The sequence below is a fragment of the Limisalsivibrio acetivorans genome (assembly GCF_000421105.1).
Classification (GTDB): domain Bacteria; phylum Chrysiogenota; class Deferribacteres; order Deferribacterales; family Geovibrionaceae; genus Limisalsivibrio; species Limisalsivibrio acetivorans.
The window spans coordinates 510,869-532,065 of record NZ_ATWF01000001.1; the positions used below are offsets into that span (position 1 = coordinate 510,869).

The window sequence follows — 21,197 nt, forward strand, 5'->3', positions numbered from 1 at the left end:
ATTTTCCGTAAGCAACCGCAATATCAAGTTACAAAAAAGGGGCATACGCTTAGCGCATGCCCCGGTTATTATATTAGTTTGCTGCCTTTTTACCGAGGTATGCCTCTTGGACCCTTGGGTCACTGAGGAGTTCACTCGCATCACCCTCAATGGTAACCTTACCGACATCAAGTACATAAGCTCTGTCTGCAAGCTTAAGGGCTGCCTTTGCATTCTGCTCAACCAGAAGTACTGTTACACCGCTTGAGGAGATCTTCTTTACTGCGGCAAAGATCATCTTAACAAGGATAGGTGCGATACCAAGGGAGGGCTCATCCAGCAGAAGAAGCTGGGGCTGAGCCATAAGTGCCCGTGAAATGGCGAGCATCTGCTGTTCACCGCCGGAGAGTGTTCCAGCGAGCTGTTTTCTCCTCTCCAGGAGTCTAGGGAAGAGCTCGTATATCCAGTCTATGGTTTCCTGGCTGGGCTTCTTCCTTGTGAAGGCTCCGAGGCGTATGTTCTCCTCAACGGTGAGCGTTCCGAAAACCTGTCTCCCTTCGGGGGACTGTGAAACACCCATCTGGACAATCTTATGAGCGGGAACTTTGGATATATCCGTACCCTGATAGATTATCTCACCCGATTTCGGCTTAAGCAGTCCGCTGATGGTACGCAGGGTGGTTGTTTTACCAGCACCGTTCGCACCGAGGATGGATACGATCTCACCCTTCTTAACACGGAAGTTGATACCCTTTATTGCCTGAATGTTACCGTAGTTTACACAAAGGTCGTTTACCGAGAGGAGCAAATCATTACTCATTTACGGCCTCCTCTTCATCGTCGTCATCAACACCGAGGTATGCTTCGATAACCTCGGGGTCGTTCTGTACATGGTCGGGTGTTCCTTCGCTGATTTTCTTACCGAAGTTGATAACGGTTATATAGTCTGTAAGCTCCATAACCATATCCATATCATGCTCAATGAGCAGAATGGTAACACCCTGTTTGCGAATCTCGTATATAAGTTCCACAAGCTCGAAGGTCTCTTTATCGTTAAGACCGGCCGCCGGCTCATCGAGGATAAGGAGCTCGGGCTCAATAGCGAGTGCCCGTGCGATCTCCACCCTTCTCTGAATACCGTAGGGGAGCGACTGTGTGGGGATAGTTGCATACTTTTCCAGGTCAAGGAACTTGAGGATCTCCTTAACCTGCATCCAGTTATACTCCTCATCCTTCTTATATCCGGGAGTTCTGAGGAGTCCCTGCCACCACTGCTGCTTCGACTTGTGGTGACGTCCGGATATTATATTCTCCGCAACGCTCATCTTTCCAAAGAGGCGGATGTTCTGGAATGTCCTGACAATACCCTTATCTGCGATATCGCAGGGGTGTTTTCCAGCTATATTCTCACCCTTCCAGAGGATCTCTCCACCTTCTGGTTTGTAAATTCCTGTGATGCAGTTGAATGCAGTGGTTTTACCGGCACCGTTAGGTCCGATAATGCCGTATATCTGCCCCTCCTCAACACTGAAGGAGAGATCGTCCACTGCAACGACACCACCGAATACCTTGGTTACGTTTTTAAGCTCAAGCAGTGTCATGGTTATCTCCAGTCATGTATTTAGGGAGTTTGCCGTATTTAGCGGGGAAGATACCCTGGGGACGCATAACCATGGTAAAGATCATGGCGAATCCGAAAACGAAGTATCTCCATGTGGCAAACTCACGGAAGATCTCTGGAAGCACGAACATGATAAATGTTCCCGCCAGAATTCCGGGGATGGAGGCTTTTCCACCCACAAGTACGATGGCGAAGAAGAGAACGGAGGTCATGAATCCGAAGGCCTCCGGGCTAACTGCCGCGTACTGGATTGTGAAGAGGAATCCTGCAAGACCCGCAATAGCTGCACCAAGAGCAAAGGCAAAAACACGATAGAACCTGGGGTTAATACCGATACTCTCCGATGCGAGGGGATCCTCCTGAACATAGTGGAGCGCCCTACCCGCTTTGCTCGCCTCAAGATTTCTGATAATTACGAGGGTAAGTATGAGCAGAGCGAAGGCGAGATAGTAAACCACAAGGGGTTCATCAAGGTAAAAGCCAAACACGTATGCGTCCACGCCGAAGATACCGTTGGGGCCTCCTGTGAGGCCGAAGAGGTTATTCTTAAGCACCTGCTCAAACACGATGTTGAATCCCACTGTGGCAACAAGGAGATAGTCACCTCGCAGATGCACAATGGGGGATGATATAATAATTGCGAATAACGCCGGGATGATAATAACCAGCGGAATTGCAATAAGGACATTAAGCCCGAAGTGCGCATTTAGGATAGCTGTAATATAGGCTCCGAGACCAAAGAAGATCGCATGACCCATATCGAACATCCCAGCACGTCCGAGCACTATGTCAACGCTGAGAGCAACAACGGAATAGATACAGAATGTTGTAACAACCGTTATCCAGCGGGGATCGTCTATTACGGGGAAAACCGCAAGGGCTCCCAAAAAGATTATGTATCCTATAGTTGATGTTTTCATTACACCTTCTCCGCAACACGTTCACCGAGAATTCCCGTCGGCCTGAAGATTAGGATAACGATAAGCAGGATGAATGTGAAAGCCTCTGCCCATGTGGAAGAGACGTATCCTGATATCAGGGCGGTGAAAAGACCGAGAAGGTATCCGCCCACCATAGAGCCGGGGATGTTTCCGATTCCGCCGAGGATGGCGGCGATGAAGGCGTTTAGACCGTAGTTCCAACCGAGGTTGAATGAAATACTCTTATAGTACATACCGATGAAAAGTCCGCCCACAGCACCGAGAACGGAACCGAGGATGAAGATTACAACGATAACCATATTTACGTTAATGCCCATAAGTTTGGCGGCGTCCTGATTGATGGCACTAGCCCTGATTGCAGTACCGAATTTGGTATAGTTTATAAACAGAGTGAGAGCAGCCATCAGGACGATGGTGATAACAAGCATAACAACCTGAACAAAGGTAACCGTAACGCCAAAGATAGTCCATGTAGTAGTCGGCAGAATATCAGAGGGATAGATCCTGATGTTGGGACCCCAGATAAGCATGATACCGTTCTGGATCATCATAGACGCTCCAAGGGCGGAAACGACCGCAGAAAGTCTTGGGGCTGTCCTGAGAGGACGGTATGCAAGGCGTTCGAGGATAACACCAACAACGGCGATTACCATAGCAGTAACCAGAAACATAATAATTACAGCAAACGCACCGGGGATTGTGCCGGCTATCTGCATGTAAACTACAAGACCAACATAGGCGGAAAGCGCCACAAGGTCTCCGTGGGCAAAGTTGATTAGTTTAAGCACACCGTAAACCATCGTGTAGCCGAGGGCAACGAGCGCATATATACTTCCTATTGTCAGACCATTAACGATCTGTTGCAGTAATATATCCATATGAGCTTCCTTTGAGACTACTACTTTGTAATTTTTAGACTGGGGCCGAAGAAACGGCCCCAGTATTTAAGCAAAATGATTAATTAGTTAACTTTGGGGAAGACTACGTCGTAGCTTGCGTCTTCCTGGATTTCGTAAACCATGAATGCAGAACCAACACGCTCACCGCACTTGTCCCACTTAAGGGTACCGGAGTAACCCTGGATCTCATTAGCACGGAGCCACTCAGCCATCTTTTTAGTGTCAGTTGACTTTGTTTCTTCAATAGCTTTGAGGAAAGCCTGCATACCATCAGCGTTAAGAAGTGCCCAGATTGAGGGGATATCCTTGCCGTACTTCTCTCTGTAGTCGGCGAGGAAAGTCTTAGCGCTGTCGTAGGGGAGCATTTCGGGTGTGGGAACGTTGATGATCTTAGCACCCTTTGCAGCTTTGCCTGCGAGTTTGGCGAAATCTACGTTGTCGTTTGCGTCACCGCCGATAAAGTCAGCTTCGATTCCAAGCTGTACCTGCTGTGCACGGAGAAGACCGCCGTCAGCATAATAGCCGGAGAAGTAGATAACATCGGGGTTAAGAGACTTCACTTTTGTGAGTACAGGTGTGAAGTTCTGGCTTCCGGCCTTGATCTTACCGGAGTAAACGATGTTTCCATCACGCTTCTTGATCTCATCGGTAACTGCATCTGCAAGACCCTGAGCATAGCTGGAGTAGTCAGAGATTATAGCGATGCGCTTGAAATCCTGCTCTTTAACTATGTAGTCTGCAGTGAAAGCGGCAGCTGCGGAGTTGGGGTTGGAGTTTCTAAAGAAAGTCCAGTAGCAGTTCTCCACGAGCTCATCGCTTGTTCCGTCAGTTGTCTGAAGTACTTCAGCACGATAGTAGGTCTTCTGAGCTGCTGCTGCAGCGGAAGAAGTGTAGGAACCGATAATCATGATAACGCCTTTGTTAACGAGTTCCTTTCCGCAGATAGCTGCCTTCATTGCCTGACCTTCGTCATCACAGGTGAATACTTCAAGCTGCTTGCCGAGAAGTCCGCCGTTGGCGTTAACCTGGTCTGCGAGGAGACGGGCTGCGTTGTCGATTCCCTGCCCTTCGTTAGCGTACTGTCCAGTGATCGGGGCCTGAACACCGACTTTGATGGTTTCTGCAAATGCGCCAGTGGCGAAGACTGCCGCTGTAAGCATTACAGCTACCATAACCAAAAGTTTCTTCATGCGATACCCTCCATAAATTGGTTTATCACTTTATTGTGTGGACAGGAGCTGGACAGTCGCCCGCTCACTACCCTCTAAAGTACCGATATAAAACGCATTTTCATTGTAACACTATTTATGCGTTTAACGCTACCGGAATTATAGACTTACTCTGCTTCCATAAAAGGATATTCGTACGCAACGGGGGGTACGAAGGTTTCTTTTACGGTTCTGGTGTTTACCCAGCGGATGAGGTTAAGGTAACTTCCGGCCTTATCGTTGGTTCCGGAGCCTCTGCCGCCGCCGAAGGGCTGCTGGCCTACAACCGCTCCTGTGGGTTTGTCATTTATGTAGAAGTTTCCTGCGGAATCCTCAAGGAGTTCGATGGCGGTATTAACAGCCTCGCGCTCCCTTGCGAAGATTGCGCCTGTGAGTGCATACTCGTTGCCGCTGTTACAGAGTTTGAGATATTCTTCGTACTTCTCGTCATCATAGAATGTTACTGTAAGAACGGGTCCGAAGATCTCTTCCTTGAAGGTTTTGAACTCAAGGTTGTCTGTAACGATAACCGTGGGGTCAATGTACCAACCCTTGGAATCATCGTATGTTCCGCCGATTACAACATCTGCGTCGGAGGCATCCTTAGCGAAATCAATATACTCGGTGATCTCCTGATAAGCCTTCTTGGAAACGCATGCAGTCATGAAGTTTCTGAAGTCGTAGGGTGTACCTATCTTGATGGTTGCGATCATATCCTTCATGCGCTTGAGGTACTCTTCCTTCATGGAGTTGGGAACATAAGCTCTGGAAGCTGCGGAGCATTTCTGTCCCTGGTACTCGAAGGCGCCCCTTACGCTGGCTGTAACGAGTTCCTGAATGTCTGCGGATTTGTGTGCGAAGATGAAGTCTTTTCCGCCTGTCTCGCCGACGATTCTGGGGTATGAACGGTAGTTCCAGATGTTCTTGCCGATGGTTTCCCAGATGTTCTTGAAGGTGGATGTACCGCCTGTGAAGTGGATACCGCCGAAGTCTTTGTGGCTGAAAGCGATGCCGGAAAGTGAGGATGAACGGCAGGGTATAAGATTTATGACGCCGTCGGGGAGTCCTGCTTCCTTGAAGATCTTCATGAGCAGATAGGGTACGTAACATGCATCGGAAGAGGGCTTCCAGAGTGATACGTTACCCATCATTGCGGGAGAAGTGGGGAGGTTTCCTGCAATGGCTGTGAAGTTAAAGGGTGTTACAGCGAGGATGAATCCTTCGAGGGGGCGGTACTGGGTGGAGTTCCACACACCCTTGGAGTTGTGAAGGGGCTGCTCGCCGTAGATCTGCTGCATGTAGAATACGTTGAAACGGAGGAAATCGATGAGCTCGCATGCTGAATCGATCTCCGCCTGGTGGGCGGTTTTACCGATGGAAAGCATGGTGGCTGCGTTGATCTGTGCACGATACTTTGTGGAAAGGAGCTCTGCCACCTTGAGGAAGATAGCCGCTCTGTCATACCAGGGCATCTTGCCCCACGCCTCACGAGCCTTCATGGACTCTTCGATGGCGAGCTTAACTTCTTCTTCGCCTGCGAGGTGGTACTTTCCGAGTTTTATGGAGTGGTCGAAGGGTGCAGTGATCTCAACAGTGTTGCCGGTTTTGATCTCTTTCCCGCCTATTATAAGGGGGATCTCCGTGTAGTTATCCTTAAGTTCATTGAAAGCGGCCTTAAGCTCTGCTTTCTCGGGGCTTCCGTCACGATACTCCTTTACAGGCTCGTTCGTGGGGAAAGGTACTTTAAATTGGCTGTTGTTCATAATGCTACTCTCCATTGCTGAAGTATTAAGGTTGTTGATTTATATCGCGGCCTTATTTGCCGCCCTTAAGAAATCCCTTTATAGCCGAACCGACTATGGCGGGGTTTTCCTTTAATCTTCTGATGCTGTATGGGAGCCAGTCCTCACCGAAGGGTGTGTAGATCCTCAGAAGGTGGCCGTCTGCCAGAAGCTTCTTCCTGAGCTCGGAACGAACACCGAGAAGCATCTGGAACTCATAATCATCCTTATTGAGCCCGTATTTCTTGATCAGCTCGTAGCTGCCGTCGATGAGATAGTCGTCATGGGTGGCAATACCCACATACGCCTTGTTCTTGAAGAGGAGATCAAGGGCATCAAGGAAGTTTTCGTTAACCTTCTTCTTGTCCTTGTATGCGACCTCCTCGGGCTCGTTGTAGATACCCTTGCAGAGGCGGATATTCGCCCTGTCGATGTTCTCTGCGATGTATTCGATATCCTTAAGCGTCCTCTTCATATAGGACTGGAGTACCGTACCGCAAGAGCCGGGCATCTCTTTGTTGAGCTGAAGATAAAGATCGATTGTGAAATCGGTATAGGGGTGATCCTCCATATCGATCCTTACAAAGATCTTCTTCTCATAGGCATATTTGACAACCTCACGGATGTTTTCCGTGCAGAAGTCCATGTTCACCAGCGCTCCGAAGGCTGTGGGTTTGATGGATATGTTTGTACCGAGCTTTCTGGAAACGATGTTGTCCAGAACATGCTTGTACATATCCACAGTTTCACGGGCCTTTTCGCGCTCCTCTGTGAATTCGCCGAGGAGATCGATTGTTCCCACGGCTCCCTCACGATTCAGATCCTCTGTGTACTGGAAGGCATCCTCAGGGTACTTTCCCGCAACGTACTTCTGAGCAAACAGTCTCACAAAGGATTTGGGCATAAAGGGCATTGTGTTGGCAATAAGTTCGTTTAGCATTCGCTTACTTCCTCTATCCGTAAATTAAAATGTTGGGGGTGTATTCACCCATAACAGCTCTGTTTGACCATCGTTGATATTCCGCCAGCGGTGCGGAACGTTAGAATTATAGATAGCGCTGTCCCCTTCTGACAAAACGATGGATTCATCATCCAGGGTTATCTCAAGCCTTCCACTAAGGACTATAACAAACTCTTCGCCAACATGGATGTTATAGTCGTCACCGCTGTAAGCACCTGATTCAAGGATCTGATAAAGCGGCTCGAGTACGGAGTTTGCTTCAAGGGGCTTCAGTGACTCGTAAATAACACGGGAGCCCTTTGAGGCAAACCGAACCCTCTCCCCTCTGCGGACAACAACGCTGCTCTTTGTGCTGTTATCCTGCTCAAAGAAGGAGGTCATGGTTACGCCGAGTGCATCGGCCAGCTTCTTGAGGCTTGCCACAGTCGGCGAGATTAAATCCCTCTCTACCTGAGAAAGGAATGAAGTGCTGCAGCCGCTCAACTCCGCAAGGGCCCGCAGGGTCAAATTCCTCTCCTGCCTCAGTTCTCTAATCATCTTACCAAACTTCAAAATAGACCTCTGTTATACATCCTATGCTGTTCATTATAGTGAACAAAGAGTGATAGTCAACATTTTTTTGACCAGGAGGTACAATACATTATCAATTTCGTCATATCTTACTGCTATAATTGTGCTTTTAATTATAAGCAAAATGAGCCCCCAATGTTTACAGATACGTTTCCAATGTTATCGCCCTACAATATCTTGTTTTTAATTCCTGAATTCTATTCATTATACGAAACCATGTTTAGTCTGTTTTTTACGATACTGAACAAATTTGATCAGGATTTATAACGGAACAATGCACTGCCTAAAAGTACAGCAAAACACTGCACAATATTTCTTCACCTCATATTACACACTACGGTCAGTTATTTACAATACATTCCGAAGGCATCGAGACAATATCAGAACATAGTTATAATTAAATTTGCATTTATTTTGAGCATTATCCTGAACACAGATGTCTTTATTATAGATTTAACTTGTTCAGTATATGAAATATAGAGGCATAACAGTGCTGCTTATCATTAATATTGTACTAATTATACCAGCATGTTACAGTGCCGGTAGAGATAGAGATATTCGGATATTAATATAGTATATCCACCCTTAAATAAGAACTTAAGTTAAATAAAAAATAAAGGAATATAATGAAATAACAGACAGTTCTTTATTTCAGAAACGTTTAAGCCAGCCGCTGATCTCTGCGAACATCTCCGGTCGCCAGGGATTGCTCTCAGTTGTTAACGCATGGACGGATGTTTCGCCGTCATCATATATAATAAGACGCTTATCATAGGTTCCCAAATCCTTATGAAACTGCTCTGATGCACACGGCTCAACGGTTTTATCCAGACTGCACTGGAATGTCAGCGTGGGGACATGAACCCGGGGTGCGCATCCCTCCGTAAGTCGCATGAGCATCATAAGCTGATGGAGCCCTTCGAGGGAGTATCTGTCGTAGAAGAACTCTCTGTCCTCCTCCTTAATCTCCTTTGTCTCGAACCTTTTAATATGCTTTGCAAAGGGAACTATCCCGATCAGGCGGTTTTTTACCCTGAAACATGGGGCAGAAAGTATAAGACCCTCCACTTCATGGTTCACTGCAAGATTAACCGCCAAAAGCCCACCCATGGACTGCCCGGCCACGAATATACGTTCGCAGTTATTTCTCAGAAGGTAGTATCCGTATTTAAGTGATTCGTACCAGTCCAGATATGACATGGTCTCAAGATACTCCGGTCTGGAGCCGTGTCCTGCTACCCTTGCAAGATAAACGGTGTAGCCATCGTTGTATAGATGATCCGCAAGGGGGCGCATCTCATAGGGAGCACCTGTGAAACCGTGGATAAGAAGTACGCCGTCCCTGCCGTTTTTACGGAACTCCGGATAGTTTTCAGGCCTTGAAACCTCCTCGGTTTCCGCCCTTTTGATATCCATAACGGCCAGTTCGTCATCATCTATCCCCTCAAGGTCGATAAATGGTTCCAGAGGGTGTTTAGGCTTTGTGCTGAACAAGTTATCTCCCGAGGATTCCTTAGAGAATATTCCCTTCGAACCCTTCATAAAGCCGCTTCATAAAAGCGGGGCGCATCCTGTCATAGCGTGGAGCGAAGTGGAAGAAGCGGACGAATTTTGAACCGCTCCTCCGGTATATCTGCTTTGCTAGGTCGAGGGTGAGGTGCTTCTTCTCCATGGCATGGAGGATATCCTCCTTCATGAACACGCCCTCTATGAGCAATATGGTACTGTTTTCTGCAAACTCAACCGCCTTGCGGTAATTATCATAGCTGGGAGCAATATCCGTTATAAACGTTATACTCTGGGGATCGGTGTAGCGGATTATCATACCCTCAAGCTCGGCTGAGCTGAACTCCTTCGCACCTTCCACCGTATCGACAGTGAATCTGCGCTCCGGATCACCCGAAGCGGCCAGATGCTCCTTCAGCTCTCCCAACCATTTATCGGGTTTTAGTCCGTTTTCCGCCATGGCATCCTTATCGGCGGCAATATGCCTAGACTCGGTGAGCTTATAGCCGGCAGATGTCACACGATGATCGAAGAACTCGAAGTCAAAGATGAAACCATCCCCAAGGTCGATATCATCGTGGGCTATCTCGGAGTATTCCGGCTCGAATCCATTCTCAGCCTTAAAGAATGCGTGTTTATGGACCATGCTTTTATCGAGCTCCACAACCTCGAGCCGAATAGGATAACTCTTGATAAGGTTCCATGTATATGACTCCACCTTCCCCCGTACGTTTCTTATTATACCGGGGGGACCGAAGATGCGGATGGTTTTATCCGCCATTATGGAGCCTCGCAAGATGCGGTCGAAACCGTAGAAGTGGTCTATGTGGGTGTGGCTTATGAAGATGTCATATATACTGAGAACCTCCTGATTTGTAAGACCGCCTATCTTGCCGCAGTCGAACAGGAGGGAACGTTTCTTATAGGTGTTACGCACAAAAAAGGCCGTGTCCTCAAAGGGTGAGTTGACCTGTGTAACGGAGAAATTAAGCTTCATCGCTCACCAGAAACTTAATAACAGCCGTGGCGTTGTCTCTGGGATCACCCGTCGTAACTATATCAAGGTCTGAGCCGATATCCTCGGCGGAATCCTTCTGTGCTTGATATATCTCCTCACGTCCGTCGGAGACGGTCTTCTTCTCAAGACGCTTCCTCAAGCGTTCCTGAACAACATCCTCTGGAGCGGAGAAGCGTATAAGGCTGTAATCAAGCTCACCAGCGGAGAGGACATACTCAAGATACGCCTTCTTAGAGAAGCTGCCGTCCAGTATGCACATCCTGCCAAGTTCCCTACATTTCTGCGCTATCCGACCCATCTCCTCATACATCCTTTGGGTGTGTTCTTTCGTGTATATCTCTGTCCCGTAGTCCACATATACCCGCTCTTCGGGGTCCATACCCGCCAAGGTTTTGCGGAGGTGATCGGAATTTACGGCGTGTACAGGGTAAATCTCCTTGAATAATCGGGCGTTCTTGCTCTTACCACTGGCCATAAGGCCATGGAATACGAGTGTTTTAGGAGAATCCATATTCACAGCATAAACAACGGCAAGCCTTATAAGCTCATGGACCTGAGCAAGGACATCATTGAAATTCTCCCATTCCTCACCCTTCTCGGCGAGAAGGAAGCAGGTCACCTTCGCCCTTACGTAGGCACGATAGCAACGGTAGAAGTTCAGGAGCTTCCGGCTCCCCTCATCGTCGTACTCTGTGAAGAATCCCTCAAGAACGCCGTCGGAAAGGTCCGTTCTGCCGGCCTGGTCAAGCTCCGTGCTGAGAAAACCGATCTCGGACATTACATCGTTAAAGCGGAAACGTCTGTTGAACTCGATACAGTCAATGAGCCCTATCTGATCGCCGTTGTAAAAGACATGTTCGATGCGGAGATCACCGTGCCCGTTCTTTACAAAACCCTTCTCCGCCCTTTCACGGAAAAGGTCAGCGTTTTCATCCAGAAAGGCCATTGTCTTCTTCTTTATGAAATCGAAGGCTTCGGGATCTATGAATTTATCCTTATACCCTTCGGTCTGTTGGAAATTTTCCTCACAGTTGAAGCGGACTACGGAGTAGTCCCCCTCCTCCTTCGCCTGCATCTCCGGGGTGTTGATCCCCTTGAAGAGTGAGCCGATATGCTTGCCGACACGCACAGCTTCTTCATAGCTTATTTCATTATTCTGTACACGGGTGGAGAAGAAATCACCCTCGGGGATACGCCTCATCTTAACAACGTATTCCACCGTGTTCTGGGTATTGTCGAAGGGTGCAAGCTCGAAGCTCTTCTCCTTGCGGGCTATTTTGAGGACATCCTCATAAACCCCGTCACAGAAACGCTCGTTGAGCTCCTTTTCCATGAGGCAGTACTGCTTGCGCTGTTTTAGTCTGGAGAAGTCGAGGAATCCGAAATCCACCTTTTTCTTTATCTTATAGACGTGGTCTTTAGTAAGAAGCACGTGGGATATATGGGTTTCTACCTCTTTTTCAACATCGAGAAGCTCTTTAAGAATCATCACTGCGGGGGAATCACTCATATCAATCAGACCTCTATGGAATAAGTATGGTTATTTTCTGTAGGATTTGAGGAGACGAACCTCTTCCAGATAGGTGTCATCACCTTTAACGGGGGTTTCCAGGACACCGAGCACATCCTTAAAACGTTCATCATTCACCACACGCTTGAAGAAATCCTCCCCGATCTCACCCTGAGCGATGAACTCGTGGCGGTCACGCTTACTTGCGTGGGGGAATTTTGTGTCGTTAAGGTGGAACACCTTGATCTTGCCCGGGAACTGGTCGAAGAGTTTGTCGAAAACCTTATCGTATTCATTAACAATATCGTAGCCAGCGGAGTACATATGGCAGGAATCGAGGCAGATGCCTATCCGCTCGTCCAGTCCGCATTTATCCATGATCTCCCCGAGCTGGTCGAAGGTGTAGCCGAGGTTTGTCCCCTGCCCCGCTGTAATCTCAAGCAGGAGCATGGTTTTGTAGTCTCCGTCATTATATATATCAGAGATAGAATCGGCGATCTTCTTGATGCCGAACTCCTCACCCTGGCCAACGTGACTGCCGGGGTGGATTATATAGTAGGGTATGCCGAGTTTATCGCATCTGTCGAGCTCGTCCTTCATTCCGTTGACAGACTTCTCGTAGGTTTCCTCCTTATCGGTGGCAAGGTTGATAAGGTAGGAGGCATGGGTGCAGACATTGCCCGCACCCAGCTTTTCTATCTCTGTATGGTATTTTTCTATCTCTTTGTCTGTGAGGGGTTTTGCCTTCCAGCGGTTGTTGTTCTTGACGAACACCTGCATGGACTCGCACTCATCAGCCAGAGCACGATCCACAGCTTTGTAAACCCCTCCGGATGCAGATTCGTGGGCGCCTATCAGCATTTTACTTCACCCTTCATATACTGCTTATAAAGATCAACTTCATAGTTCGAACCTATGATAAGAGGCGTTCTCTGGTGGAGCTCCTCGGGGACTATATCGAGGATATTCTGCTCACCATCGGTGGCCTGCCCCCCCGCCTGCTCGATAATGAAGGCGAGAGGTATAGCTTCATAAAGGAGCCTGAGTTTACCCTTGGGGTTCTTGGAATCACCGGGATAACCGAATACTCCACCCTTCAGGAGGTTTCTATGGAAATCGGCCACCAGTGAGCCGATGTATCTTCCGGTGTACTGCCTTTCGGTCATATTCCGCAGGCAGTTAACGTAATTCTGTATCTCTGGTGTCCAGCGGTTATAGTTAGCCTCGTTGAAGCTGTATATCTTGCCTGATTCAGGCATCTTTATATTCTCATGGGAAAGAAGGAATTCGCCGATGTTGGGGTCAAGAGTAAAGCCGTTAACACCGTTTCCGGCTGTATAAACAAGCATAGTACTGGAGCCGTAGAGCACATATCCTGCAGCAACAAGGTTTCTGCCAGACTGTTTAAAATCCTCTTCCACACCCTCTTTGCATGAAGATATGCTTCTATAAACGGCAAATATTGTTCCGATACTGATATTTACATCGATATTACTGGATCCGTCAAGGGGGTCGAAAACAACAACGTACTTACCTTTTGGGTAGTGATCAGGAATCCTGATGATCTCCTCATCCTCTTCGGAACCCATGGCGCAGAGCTTGCCGATGTGGTCGAGAGCTTGTATCATCTTCCTGTTTGAGTATACATCAAGCTTCTGCTGTTCCTCGCCGTGGACATTCACATTCTTGGCCTTTCCAAGGATGTTCACGATTCCTGCCTTGTTTACCTCACGGCTTATAACCTTGCATGCGAATGCAATCTGCTCAATGATAAGAGTGAAGTCTCCGGTGGCCTGGGGGTGTTTCCTCTGCTCTTCAAGCAGATAGCGCCCTAAATTCGTTACTCCTACTTCCATGATTTACACTCCTGAATAATAAACGTATGTTTTCAGTATCTTAATGATATAAAATCTGCAAATTTTTGTAAAGCATAGTCGGGATATAGTTGGCTTATTATGTAGCAACCTTAGCAGTTATTCCCAACGTGAGTTTTTGAGGGGTGCGGGGAACTTTGTTCTAAACCTATTTATGGAATTTTCCTTCCATGGAAATTCCATTGTTGTTCGGGCAAAGAAACTTTGTCCTCTCGTACTTCCGGCTACGTGAATTGAGCAGAGCCCTATTCAGCTAAGCCTTCAGGGCTTCCATCCTTGGAAGCCTGTTGAGTCGCAACCTTAATAGTTATCTACAAGGTGAGTTTTTGAGGGGTGCGGGGAACTTTGTTCCCTAAAAAGTTCCCTGCGATCTTTTCCTTTCATACTATAATTAGAAATAAGTCACTAATTTATGTGTTTCGTGCTAAAGCACGCCATACTTTTGGCGCAAAAGTATGCAAAACTTTTCCCTCAGGGTTTTCCAGCCCCCATTGTTACTCATTTATTAACATAAATTCGTAAGAGATGGCGGTGCCCTCATTTCACTCTTTTTCCACCTGAAGTTTTGCTGATGCTGAGGAGTGTAACCGCACTTCATACATTTAAGATGCTCAACATTTAAGATTAACTCATCAGTCACGTGCGGCCAAAACTTCCGGGCGGTTCCAATAGAGCTCATTCGGCTGTAAAACATTCGGGGAAGATTAAGAGGGTTATTAGCTAAACAGAATATTGGCTACTAGTTACCTGTTTAACGAAATACCTTTTTACGTCTCACGTTGTTTTCTCTTAAGTGTAAACGCTATAGCCAACATAATTCAATTCTAACGATAGAGATTTATGAGTAAACAGCTAACATGGATGTTGGCTTTATTGGTTTCAACCTTAGACGTATGATTAGCAACTGGCTTCCACGGAAGTAAGCGGAGCGAAGGCTTTGCCAAGCGTAGCGGCAATGGAATTTCCATGGATGGTAAATTCTATAATAAAATATGGAGAGATGGGTTTGCCGAGAGGAGCGGCAGGAAAATTCTCAGGATGATGAATTTCCCCATTTAATCAGAATCAAGGGAAATTAAAAAACTCCCCTCTTTCGGAAGGGAGCTTTTTATTCCCTGATTAGCTGATTATCAAAACGTTGATAACGTGCTTAGTCAATGCTGTCCTTGAAAAGTTTACCAGCAACGAACTTAGGCACTTTTTTGGAAGGAATAACCATCTCAGCACCAGTCTGAGGGTTTCTTCCCTTGCGCTCTTTTCTCTCAGAAACAGAGAATGTACCGAATCCAACAAGGGTAACCTTGTCGTCAGCTTTAAGAGCTTCAACTACTGACTCTTCAAATGCCTTGAGAGCCTTCTCAGCGTCCGCCTTTTTAAGGCCGGACTTGTCTGCGATCATTTCAATCAGTTCCTTCTTATTCACTACAACCTCCTCACTCAAGAAGTTTCTCTGTTTATACACAGAGGAACCTCTAAAATCAAGCTATAATAACCTGCTAAATTAAAAATGCCAAGATCAAAATACCTTTAAAATAAGCTCTCTGAGAACCTTTGACGCTGTGATGCTCGAAACACCACTGTGATCATAGTGCGGAGAGAGCTCCACAACATCACATCCAACAACATTCAAACCGCTGATGAATTGGAAAAATCCCACAAGTTCACTAAAGCTCCAGCCCCCGGGTTCCGGGGTACCTGTACCGGGGAAAAAAGCGGGGTCAAGTACATCAAGATCAAGGGTAAAATAGACCGGCCTGTCCTTTAGAATGCTTTTGAGCTTCTCCGGCGGAGTTTTCATGGTCGAATTAGAGCGGATGTAGGCGAACTCTTCAGCCGTACCGGAACGTATGCCGTATTGGAATACGTTCTCTGCACCAATAACATCTGCAATCCGGCGCACAACCGTTGCGTGGGAAAGCTTCTCTCCCATATAGTCATCCCGCAGGTCCGCATGGGCATCCAGATGTATGAGAGCGGGATTCTCAAGCTTGCCCGCTGAGGCCATAAAGAGGGGGAGCGTAACAAGATGCTCACCCCCTACCCCGATAACCTTCTTGCCATCCTGAACAAAGCCAGCAGCCTTTTCTTCTATGGCAGCAAGGATACGCTTCTTATCGCCGAACGAGAGCTCCACATCGCCGCAATCGCAGATCCTGACATCCTCAAGATCCTTATCCTGGGCAGGGGAATATGTTTCAAGCCCATAGGATGCAGCTCTTATGCTGTCGGGGGCGAAACGGGAACCGGGCCGGTAACTGCTTGTACCGTCATAGGGTGCTCCGAAGATGACCCATTCCGCCTCATTATATGGCGTATCGCAGGCGATGAAGCAGTTTGATACGGGATAAATCAGAGCACCTCTTTGGCGAAGGTGGGGAGTGCAAAACAGCCCCTCATTATATCTGAGTTGAAATACTTCAATTCGGGCTCCATCGCTTTTATGTCGTTCTCTCTCAGCTTCTCGAAGGGCTTATATACCTTGGATGCGAAAGCGAAGCTCCACATGCCGGAGGGATAAAAGGGTATGAAGGAGAGATACATATCCACCACGGGGAAAACCTTCTTCAGATCGGCAAACATCGCTTTCTGTATATCCTTATACATCCAAGGGCTTTCGGACTGGGCGGAGAATATTCCATCCTCCTTCATAGCAGCAGAAACTGCCTTATAAAACTCCTCCTGAAACAGACCCACTGCGGGGCCAATGGGGTCTGTGGAATCGATAAGAACCACATCGAAGGAGCCTGGGTTATCTTTTATATATTGAACGCCATCCTGAATGAGGAGAGTCAGGCGTTCGTTATCGAAATCGTGCAGATCGGGGAAGTATTCCTTTGATTTCTCCACAACAAGGTTATCGATCTCCACCATAACGCATTCCTTAACGCACTCGTGGCGGAGGACCTCTTTAGCAGTTCCTCCATCCCCGCCGCCGATAACAAGCACCCTTTGGGGGTTCGGGTGTGCAAACATGGGGACATGGGCGATCATCTCGTGGTAGGCGAACTCCTCGGCGGAATTGAGCATAACAAGCCCGTCGAGGGTCATAAGGTTGCCGAGGTGTTCGGTCTCATATATATCAAGCTTCTGGTACTCGCTCTCCCCTGAATAGAGTTTTTTAACCTCGAAACTCAGGGAGGAGCCGTCTTCGTAGTGTTCGGTATACTTTTCGCTGTATTCAGACATCTATCATTAATCCCAGAGAACAACTGCGGCGAAAGCTGCGCCTATGCTTTGCACTTCATGCTCGATAGAAACACTGCGGATCTCCTTTATCTTCTGCCCTCTCATCTCCATACCCTTCTCGGCCATGAGCCTTACATGCTCCTCAACCTTGCCTTTTCTGGCGGGTGCGGAGTATTCCATGATAAGCCCTGCCATCTCCTCGTCTTCTGGATAGGCGGCGGCCACCGCGGCGGATATGGTGATACCCGGCTCCGCAACAACTATGGACGCATAGGCAACGGGTATAAGGTTCCCCTGGGGGAGCTTAACGGGCTCTATGAGTTTACACTTCGGGGGGACGATACTGCTCATCTTAACGAGGTTCGTATTGCCTATGCCTGCATCGAGCAAAGCACCGTCGAAGGCGTTCAAAGATGTGTATCCCTCACTGCTTCCTGTTACGTAGAAATGGGTGGTAGGTGTTTTAAAGATCATTACTATGCACTCCTGACTGCGCAGAGCTGCACAGGGGCGGGGTTCTCTTCTGCATCCTTAACGCTACCCCTTTTAATCTCCTGTGTTTGTACCTTGTATGCCTTAAAAACCTTTTCGAGGTGCTCAAAGGCTGTCCATGGGTTAACACTATCACCGCAGGTGAAAAGATCAAGTGCGGCATAGCCGAGTTCGGGCCATGTGTGGATCGTAAGGTGTGATTCAGCGATAACCACAACGCCACTAACGCCGTAGGGGCTGAAGGTGTGGAAATTGCTCCCTACCCTTGTTGCTCCGGCTATATCAGCCGCATTTTCCATTTCCTGCTGGATAAGTTTTGTGTTGCTGAGGATATCCTCTTCGCATCCGTAAAGCTCTACGAGAATGTGTCTACCGAGTGAGTTCATCTTTACCCCGAAATATCATAATTACTGTTATTTTTATTTAAACGCACCACACAGGAGCCGCCTATGGGTGACTGCGCCGAATATATTACCTGTTTTATGCAATGTCAATCAATATTTTGCATATTTTTTACTCATTACTATGAGATAATTACGCTATTAATGTCATATATTTTTTCTTTCTTGTATCATTTTTTGAAAGTTTTTCATATTTACCTTATTTATTCTATTATCATCCTGGAATTACGCAGAAATTATCAAATACAAAAAAAGGCGGCCCCGCAGGACCGCCTTTTATACATATTATGCTGATTTTCTGATATTTACTTAATGAGAAGCTCTGCAATCTGCACGGCGTTAGTCGCCGCACCCTTACGAAGCTGGTCGCCGACAACCCAGAAAGTGAGCGTGTTGTCATCGGTGAGATCCTTGCGGATTCTGCCCACGTAGCAGGTATCGTCCCCTGCGCAGAAGAGGGGCATGGGATACTCAAGGTTATCGGGGTTGTCCATAACCTCTATACCGGGAGCGGCGGCAAAAAGCTCCTTCGCCTTCTCTACGGTTATTTCATCCTCTGTGGTCACTGTGACCGCTTCGGAGTGTGCTGAGAGAACGGGAACACGAACGCATGTGGAGCTTACTTTAACGTCTTTATCACCCATGATCTTGCGTGTTTCGTTGAACATCTTCATCTCTTCCTTAGTGTAGCCGTTTTCCTGGAAGGAATCGATATGGGGTATAACGTTGAAAAGTAGCTGGTGAGCGAACTTATCCACAGTGAGTTTCTCACCCTTGGTCCACTGGCGAGCCTGCTCCATAAGCTCTTCCATAGCCTGCGCACCCGCACCGGATGAGGACTGGTATGAAGAAACCACAGCCTTTTTGACCTTGCTGAATGCATGGAGGGGCTGGAGTGCCACAACCATTATGATAGTTGTGCAGTTGGGGTTTGCTATGATCCCCTTGTGTTCTTTAACGGCATGGGGGTTCACCTCGGGGACTACAAGTGGAACGTCGTCATCCATACGGAAAGCGGAGCTGTTATCCACAACCACGGCGCCCGCCTTAACTGCTGAGGGTGCGAACTCCTTACTTCTTCCGCCACCTGCGGAGAAGAGAGCTATATCAACATCGTCGAAGCAGTCGTGGGTAAGTTCCTCAACCGTGTATTCCGTACCTTTAAATTTTATCTTTTTACCCGCAGAGCGTTTGGAAGCAAGGAGCTTAAGCTTTGCAATGGGGAAGTTTCTTTCTTCGAGAATTTCAAGGAATGTCTCGCCTACGGCTCCGGTAGCACCGGCTATCGCCACATTGTAGGCATCTTTTTTCTTAAGTTCGGCCATTTTACACCTCTGTATATAGGATATATATGGATATTACTCATTGACCGGCTTGTCAACCTGTATTAAGGGTTTTGGACTCCGATAACATAGTTATGAACATAGGGGAGGCTTGCCCAATTCAGGCGTGTGTGGTATCAGGTATTTTCGTGACTAAAACAGGCGGTTTGGGATGCAGCAGAAAAAGGTCTATACAATCGACATAAATGATTCATGCAGTATGATAATACGTCAGGGAGCCTTCGGTAGCGGCGAGCATGAAACAACGCAGTCATGCCTGCGGAAGCTCTCCTCGATGGAAATAGAGGGGAAGACCCTGCTGGACATAGGCTGTGGAACTGGAATCCTCGGTATAGCGGCATCAAAACTGGGTGCTAGAATGGCTGTGGGGTTCGATCCGGACTTTTCATCATGTATAACCGCCCTTGACTGCAACCGGATGAACGATGTTTCGAACAACCATATAATATGCGGGTACGCCGAGTCTGTCAGCGGCGTTTACGATATCATCGTAGCGAACATTTATTATGACATAGCAATGGCTTTGCGGGATTACGTATCGGTACATCTTGCTGAGGGCGGCATGGTTATACTTTCGGGCATTCCGATTGAGGAAAACTATGATGTAAGAAGATGTTACGAGCAGGGAGGCTTCAAAATCCTTGACTTGAACATACTCGATGAATATAGTACCATTCTTTTGAAAAAGGGCGATTAGCTCAGTTGGATAGAGCACAGGCCTCCGGAGCCTGGTGTCAGGGGTTCGAATCCCTTATCGCCCGTTTAGTTAATCCTTGGTAACGTTTTTCATTTTCTCAAGTATCTCAAACAGAGCTTTTATATCTGTCCTGTCATTGAGCTTAAGTTTATCCATCAGTGTAACTAAATCATCTACATTGGTTTTCCTGCCGTCTACCTTCAGCTTCTTTGTGGAATCGTAGGGTGAGCGGTACATAACAGAAGTGGATTCTTCAAGTATCTTATCTTTAACAACCTGATCAACAGCGAGGTCTCTGAAAGTCGGTGTACTGGATGCAACAGCCTCTTTAAATCTGTATGCCTCTTCAATCTCACGCTCCTTGTTATACTGTGAGAAAGAAAAGCTAAGGATGATTAATGAGAATACTGCGACAAAGGAGCGCTTTATTATGAGTACACTTGGTATATCACTTGTATGCCAATAGTTATCAAACAAACCTAAAACAAACAAAACTGAAATAATTGCAATGACAGAAAAACTAAGAGTTATCTTGAACCAATTATTCTTATTTTTACAAACAGTTTCTGCTCTATCACTGAAAGATTTTTTGAGTTTATCTGTTACCTCCTGCTCTTCAACTTTCTCAACTTGTTTGATATTTTGTTCTAAAGAAGCAAGAAGTTGAGAGGCTCTTTTCTTAGTAGTGTCAATATATTCTTGTAATTCAAGGTTTTGGCGTTCACCATTATCTTTATTTTTAGATTTACTAACTCTATGCAAGTCACCAATGGAAATTTTTTTATTTGGATCTCTAGCTACAATGTTATAAATGTCATTTTCAACTTTTCTTAAAGTACTAAAAGTTGAAGAAGTAAATTCTTCTAATATCTTTTGAATTTCATAAGACCTTAAAGATTTGCTCTTATAAAGTATTGGACTTAACTCTTTCTTTGCTCTTGTCAACCAACTGCTATCTTTAAAGTCATAATTGTATATCATATTATCTAAAAAATGATAAAATATAGTAATTAACTCACGTAGTATATCTTTATCGGTTTCTTCGAGATTTTTACTGAAATATTTAACCTTATGAATAAGGTTAACATCAATAAAACCTCTATCATGAAATATTTTTGGAAAATAACTAGAGAGACTAATACACTCGTCAATTATTTCATCTATACTTAGTTCGTTATGATCAATATCAATATTCAAATCGCTATACTCC

21 protein-coding genes and 1 tRNA gene are annotated in these 21,197 nt (G+C 46.7%); 2 read left to right on the forward strand and 20 right to left on the reverse strand.

What is annotated here, in order from left to right; genetic code table 11:
- Nucleotides 1-73: 73 nt before the first annotated feature.
- From K300_RS0102435 to K300_RS0102530, 19 genes are all read right to left on the reverse strand, one after another.
- Nucleotides 74-799 carry an ABC transporter ATP-binding protein gene (locus K300_RS0102435; RefSeq protein ID WP_022850075.1) on the reverse strand — a complete coding sequence of 242 codons (726 nt, stop codon included), beginning with the start codon at nucleotides 797-799 and terminating at the stop codon, nucleotides 74-76.
- Complete coding sequence (locus tag K300_RS0102440; RefSeq protein ID WP_022850076.1) at nucleotides 792-1,580, reverse strand: ABC transporter ATP-binding protein; 789 nt, start codon at nucleotides 1,578-1,580, stop codon at nucleotides 792-794. The genes K300_RS0102435 and K300_RS0102440 overlap by 8 nt, the downstream gene beginning before the upstream one ends.
- On the reverse strand, nucleotides 1,567-2,520 hold the full coding sequence (locus tag K300_RS0102445; protein ID WP_022850077.1) for a branched-chain amino acid ABC transporter permease: 954 nt from the start codon (nucleotides 2,518-2,520) through the stop codon (nucleotides 1,567-1,569). Before K300_RS0102445 ends, K300_RS0102440 begins: the two co-directional genes overlap by 14 nt.
- Complete coding sequence (locus tag K300_RS0102450) at nucleotides 2,520-3,419, reverse strand: branched-chain amino acid ABC transporter permease (protein ID WP_022850078.1); 900 nt, start codon at nucleotides 3,417-3,419, stop codon at nucleotides 2,520-2,522. The genes K300_RS0102445 and K300_RS0102450 overlap by 1 nt, the downstream gene beginning before the upstream one ends.
- A gap of 83 nt (nucleotides 3,420-3,502) precedes the next feature.
- Nucleotides 3,503-4,630, reverse strand: a complete 1,128-nt coding sequence (locus K300_RS0102455; RefSeq protein WP_022850079.1) for a branched-chain amino acid ABC transporter substrate-binding protein — start codon at nucleotides 4,628-4,630, stop codon at nucleotides 3,503-3,505.
- Between the two features lie 146 nt (nucleotides 4,631-4,776).
- The gene (gene pruA, locus K300_RS0102460; protein ID WP_022850080.1) at nucleotides 4,777-6,411 is read right to left on the reverse strand and encodes an L-glutamate gamma-semialdehyde dehydrogenase; all 1,635 of its coding nucleotides are present in this window, start codon (nucleotides 6,409-6,411) and stop codon (nucleotides 4,777-4,779) included.
- A gap of 52 nt (nucleotides 6,412-6,463) precedes the next feature.
- Nucleotides 6,464-7,369: a proline dehydrogenase family protein gene (locus K300_RS0102465; protein ID WP_022850081.1), complete on the reverse strand. Its 906-nt coding sequence runs from the start codon at nucleotides 7,367-7,369 to the stop codon at nucleotides 6,464-6,466.
- 24 nt (nucleotides 7,370-7,393) lie between these two features.
- Nucleotides 7,394-7,942 (reverse strand): helix-turn-helix domain-containing protein, encoded by a 549-nt coding sequence (locus K300_RS0102470; RefSeq protein WP_022850082.1) that lies wholly within the window; start codon nucleotides 7,940-7,942, stop codon nucleotides 7,394-7,396.
- Nucleotides 7,943-8,611: 669 nt separating this feature from the next.
- Nucleotides 8,612-9,454 carry an alpha/beta hydrolase gene (locus K300_RS15905; RefSeq protein WP_162139839.1) on the reverse strand — a complete coding sequence of 281 codons (843 nt, stop codon included), beginning with the start codon at nucleotides 9,452-9,454 and terminating at the stop codon, nucleotides 8,612-8,614.
- Between the two features lie 19 nt (nucleotides 9,455-9,473).
- On the reverse strand, nucleotides 9,474-10,463 hold the full coding sequence (locus tag K300_RS0102480) for an MBL fold metallo-hydrolase (protein WP_022850084.1): 990 nt from the start codon (nucleotides 10,461-10,463) through the stop codon (nucleotides 9,474-9,476).
- Nucleotides 10,453-11,994 carry a bifunctional aminoglycoside phosphotransferase/ATP-binding protein gene (locus K300_RS0102485; RefSeq protein WP_022850085.1) on the reverse strand — a complete coding sequence of 514 codons (1,542 nt, stop codon included), beginning with the start codon at nucleotides 11,992-11,994 and terminating at the stop codon, nucleotides 10,453-10,455. The genes K300_RS0102480 and K300_RS0102485 overlap by 11 nt, the downstream gene beginning before the upstream one ends.
- A gap of 30 nt (nucleotides 11,995-12,024) precedes the next feature.
- Entirely contained in the window at nucleotides 12,025-12,855 is an 831-nt protein-coding gene (locus tag K300_RS0102490; protein WP_022850086.1) for a deoxyribonuclease IV, read from the reverse strand.
- Nucleotides 12,849-13,850: a class 1 fructose-bisphosphatase gene (fbp, locus tag K300_RS0102495; RefSeq protein ID WP_022850087.1), complete on the reverse strand. Its 1,002-nt coding sequence runs from the start codon at nucleotides 13,848-13,850 to the stop codon at nucleotides 12,849-12,851. Before fbp ends, K300_RS0102490 begins: the two co-directional genes overlap by 7 nt.
- 1,168 nt (nucleotides 13,851-15,018) lie before the next feature.
- Entirely contained in the window at nucleotides 15,019-15,291 is a 273-nt protein-coding gene (locus tag K300_RS0102500; RefSeq protein ID WP_026836251.1) for an HU family DNA-binding protein, read from the reverse strand.
- A gap of 93 nt (nucleotides 15,292-15,384) precedes the next feature.
- Nucleotides 15,385-16,290 carry an agmatinase gene (speB, locus tag K300_RS0102505; protein ID WP_347336502.1) on the reverse strand — a complete coding sequence of 302 codons (906 nt, stop codon included), beginning with the start codon at nucleotides 16,288-16,290 and terminating at the stop codon, nucleotides 15,385-15,387.
- Complete coding sequence (gene speE / locus K300_RS0102510; protein ID WP_022850090.1) at nucleotides 16,218-17,054, reverse strand: polyamine aminopropyltransferase; 837 nt, start codon at nucleotides 17,052-17,054, stop codon at nucleotides 16,218-16,220. The genes speB and speE overlap by 73 nt, the downstream gene beginning before the upstream one ends.
- A gap of 6 nt (nucleotides 17,055-17,060) precedes the next feature.
- Nucleotides 17,061-17,528: a pyruvoyl-dependent arginine decarboxylase gene (locus K300_RS0102515; RefSeq protein ID WP_022850091.1), complete on the reverse strand. Its 468-nt coding sequence runs from the start codon at nucleotides 17,526-17,528 to the stop codon at nucleotides 17,061-17,063.
- Nucleotides 17,529-17,530: 2 nt separating this feature from the next.
- Nucleotides 17,531-17,932, reverse strand: a complete 402-nt coding sequence (gene speD / locus K300_RS0102520; RefSeq protein ID WP_022850092.1) for an adenosylmethionine decarboxylase — start codon at nucleotides 17,930-17,932, stop codon at nucleotides 17,531-17,533.
- Between the two features lie 320 nt (nucleotides 17,933-18,252).
- Entirely contained in the window at nucleotides 18,253-19,272 is a 1,020-nt protein-coding gene (locus tag K300_RS0102530) for an aspartate-semialdehyde dehydrogenase (protein WP_022850093.1), read from the reverse strand.
- A gap of 169 nt (nucleotides 19,273-19,441) precedes the next feature.
- Between K300_RS0102530 and K300_RS16475 the strand changes: the two genes are divergently transcribed.
- Both K300_RS16475 and K300_RS0102540 read left to right on the forward strand, forming a co-directional pair.
- Nucleotides 19,442-19,987 (forward strand): 50S ribosomal protein L11 methyltransferase, encoded by a 546-nt coding sequence (locus K300_RS16475; protein WP_081646862.1) that lies wholly within the window; start codon nucleotides 19,442-19,444, stop codon nucleotides 19,985-19,987.
- Nucleotides 19,978-20,051: transfer RNA gene (locus K300_RS0102540), tRNA-Arg, on the forward strand. Before K300_RS16475 ends, K300_RS0102540 begins: the two co-directional genes overlap by 10 nt.
- A 5-nt stretch (nucleotides 20,052-20,056) precedes the next feature.
- Here K300_RS0102540 and K300_RS0102545 read toward each other — a convergent pair.
- On the reverse strand, nucleotides 20,057-21,184 hold the full coding sequence (locus tag K300_RS0102545) for a hypothetical protein (protein WP_022850094.1): 1,128 nt from the start codon (nucleotides 21,182-21,184) through the stop codon (nucleotides 20,057-20,059).
- Nucleotides 21,185-21,197 lie beyond the last annotated feature (13 nt).

Coding starts and splice junctions, on each gene's coding strand:
- fbp (WP_022850087.1), bottom strand. CDS start 13,850: ATGGAAGTAGGAGTAACGAATTTAGGGCGCTATCTGCTTGAAGAGCAG.
- pruA (WP_022850080.1), bottom strand. CDS start 6,411: ATGAACAACAGCCAATTTAAAGTACCTTTCCCCACGAACGAGCCTGTA.
- K300_RS0102450 (WP_022850078.1), bottom strand. CDS start 3,419: ATGGATATATTACTGCAACAGATCGTTAATGGTCTGACAATAGGAAGT.
- K300_RS0102445 (WP_022850077.1), bottom strand. CDS start 2,520: ATGAAAACATCAACTATAGGATACATAATCTTTTTGGGAGCCCTTGCG.
- K300_RS0102515 (WP_022850091.1), bottom strand. CDS start 17,528: ATGATCTTTAAAACACCTACCACCCATTTCTACGTAACAGGAAGCAGT.
- K300_RS0102530 (WP_022850093.1), bottom strand. CDS start 19,272: ATGGCCGAACTTAAGAAAAAAGATGCCTACAATGTGGCGATAGCCGGT.
- speD (WP_022850092.1), bottom strand. CDS start 17,932: ATGAACTCACTCGGTAGACACATTCTCGTAGAGCTTTACGGATGCGAA.
- K300_RS0102480 (WP_022850084.1), bottom strand. CDS start 10,463: ATGAAGCTTAATTTCTCCGTTACACAGGTCAACTCACCCTTTGAGGAC.
- speE (WP_022850090.1), bottom strand. CDS start 17,054: ATGTCTGAATACAGCGAAAAGTATACCGAACACTACGAAGACGGCTCC.
- K300_RS0102490 (WP_022850086.1), bottom strand. CDS start 12,855: ATGCTGATAGGCGCCCACGAATCTGCATCCGGAGGGGTTTACAAAGCT.
- K300_RS0102485 (WP_022850085.1), bottom strand. CDS start 11,994: ATGAGTGATTCCCCCGCAGTGATGATTCTTAAAGAGCTTCTCGATGTT.
- K300_RS0102455 (WP_022850079.1), bottom strand. CDS start 4,630: ATGAAGAAACTTTTGGTTATGGTAGCTGTAATGCTTACAGCGGCAGTC.
- K300_RS16475 (WP_081646862.1), top strand. CDS start 19,442: ATGCAGCAGAAAAAGGTCTATACAATCGACATAAATGATTCATGCAGT.
- K300_RS0102440 (WP_022850076.1), bottom strand. CDS start 1,580: ATGACACTGCTTGAGCTTAAAAACGTAACCAAGGTATTCGGTGGTGTC.
- K300_RS0102435 (WP_022850075.1), bottom strand. CDS start 799: ATGAGTAATGATTTGCTCCTCTCGGTAAACGACCTTTGTGTAAACTAC.
- K300_RS0102465 (WP_022850081.1), bottom strand. CDS start 7,369: ATGCTAAACGAACTTATTGCCAACACAATGCCCTTTATGCCCAAATCC.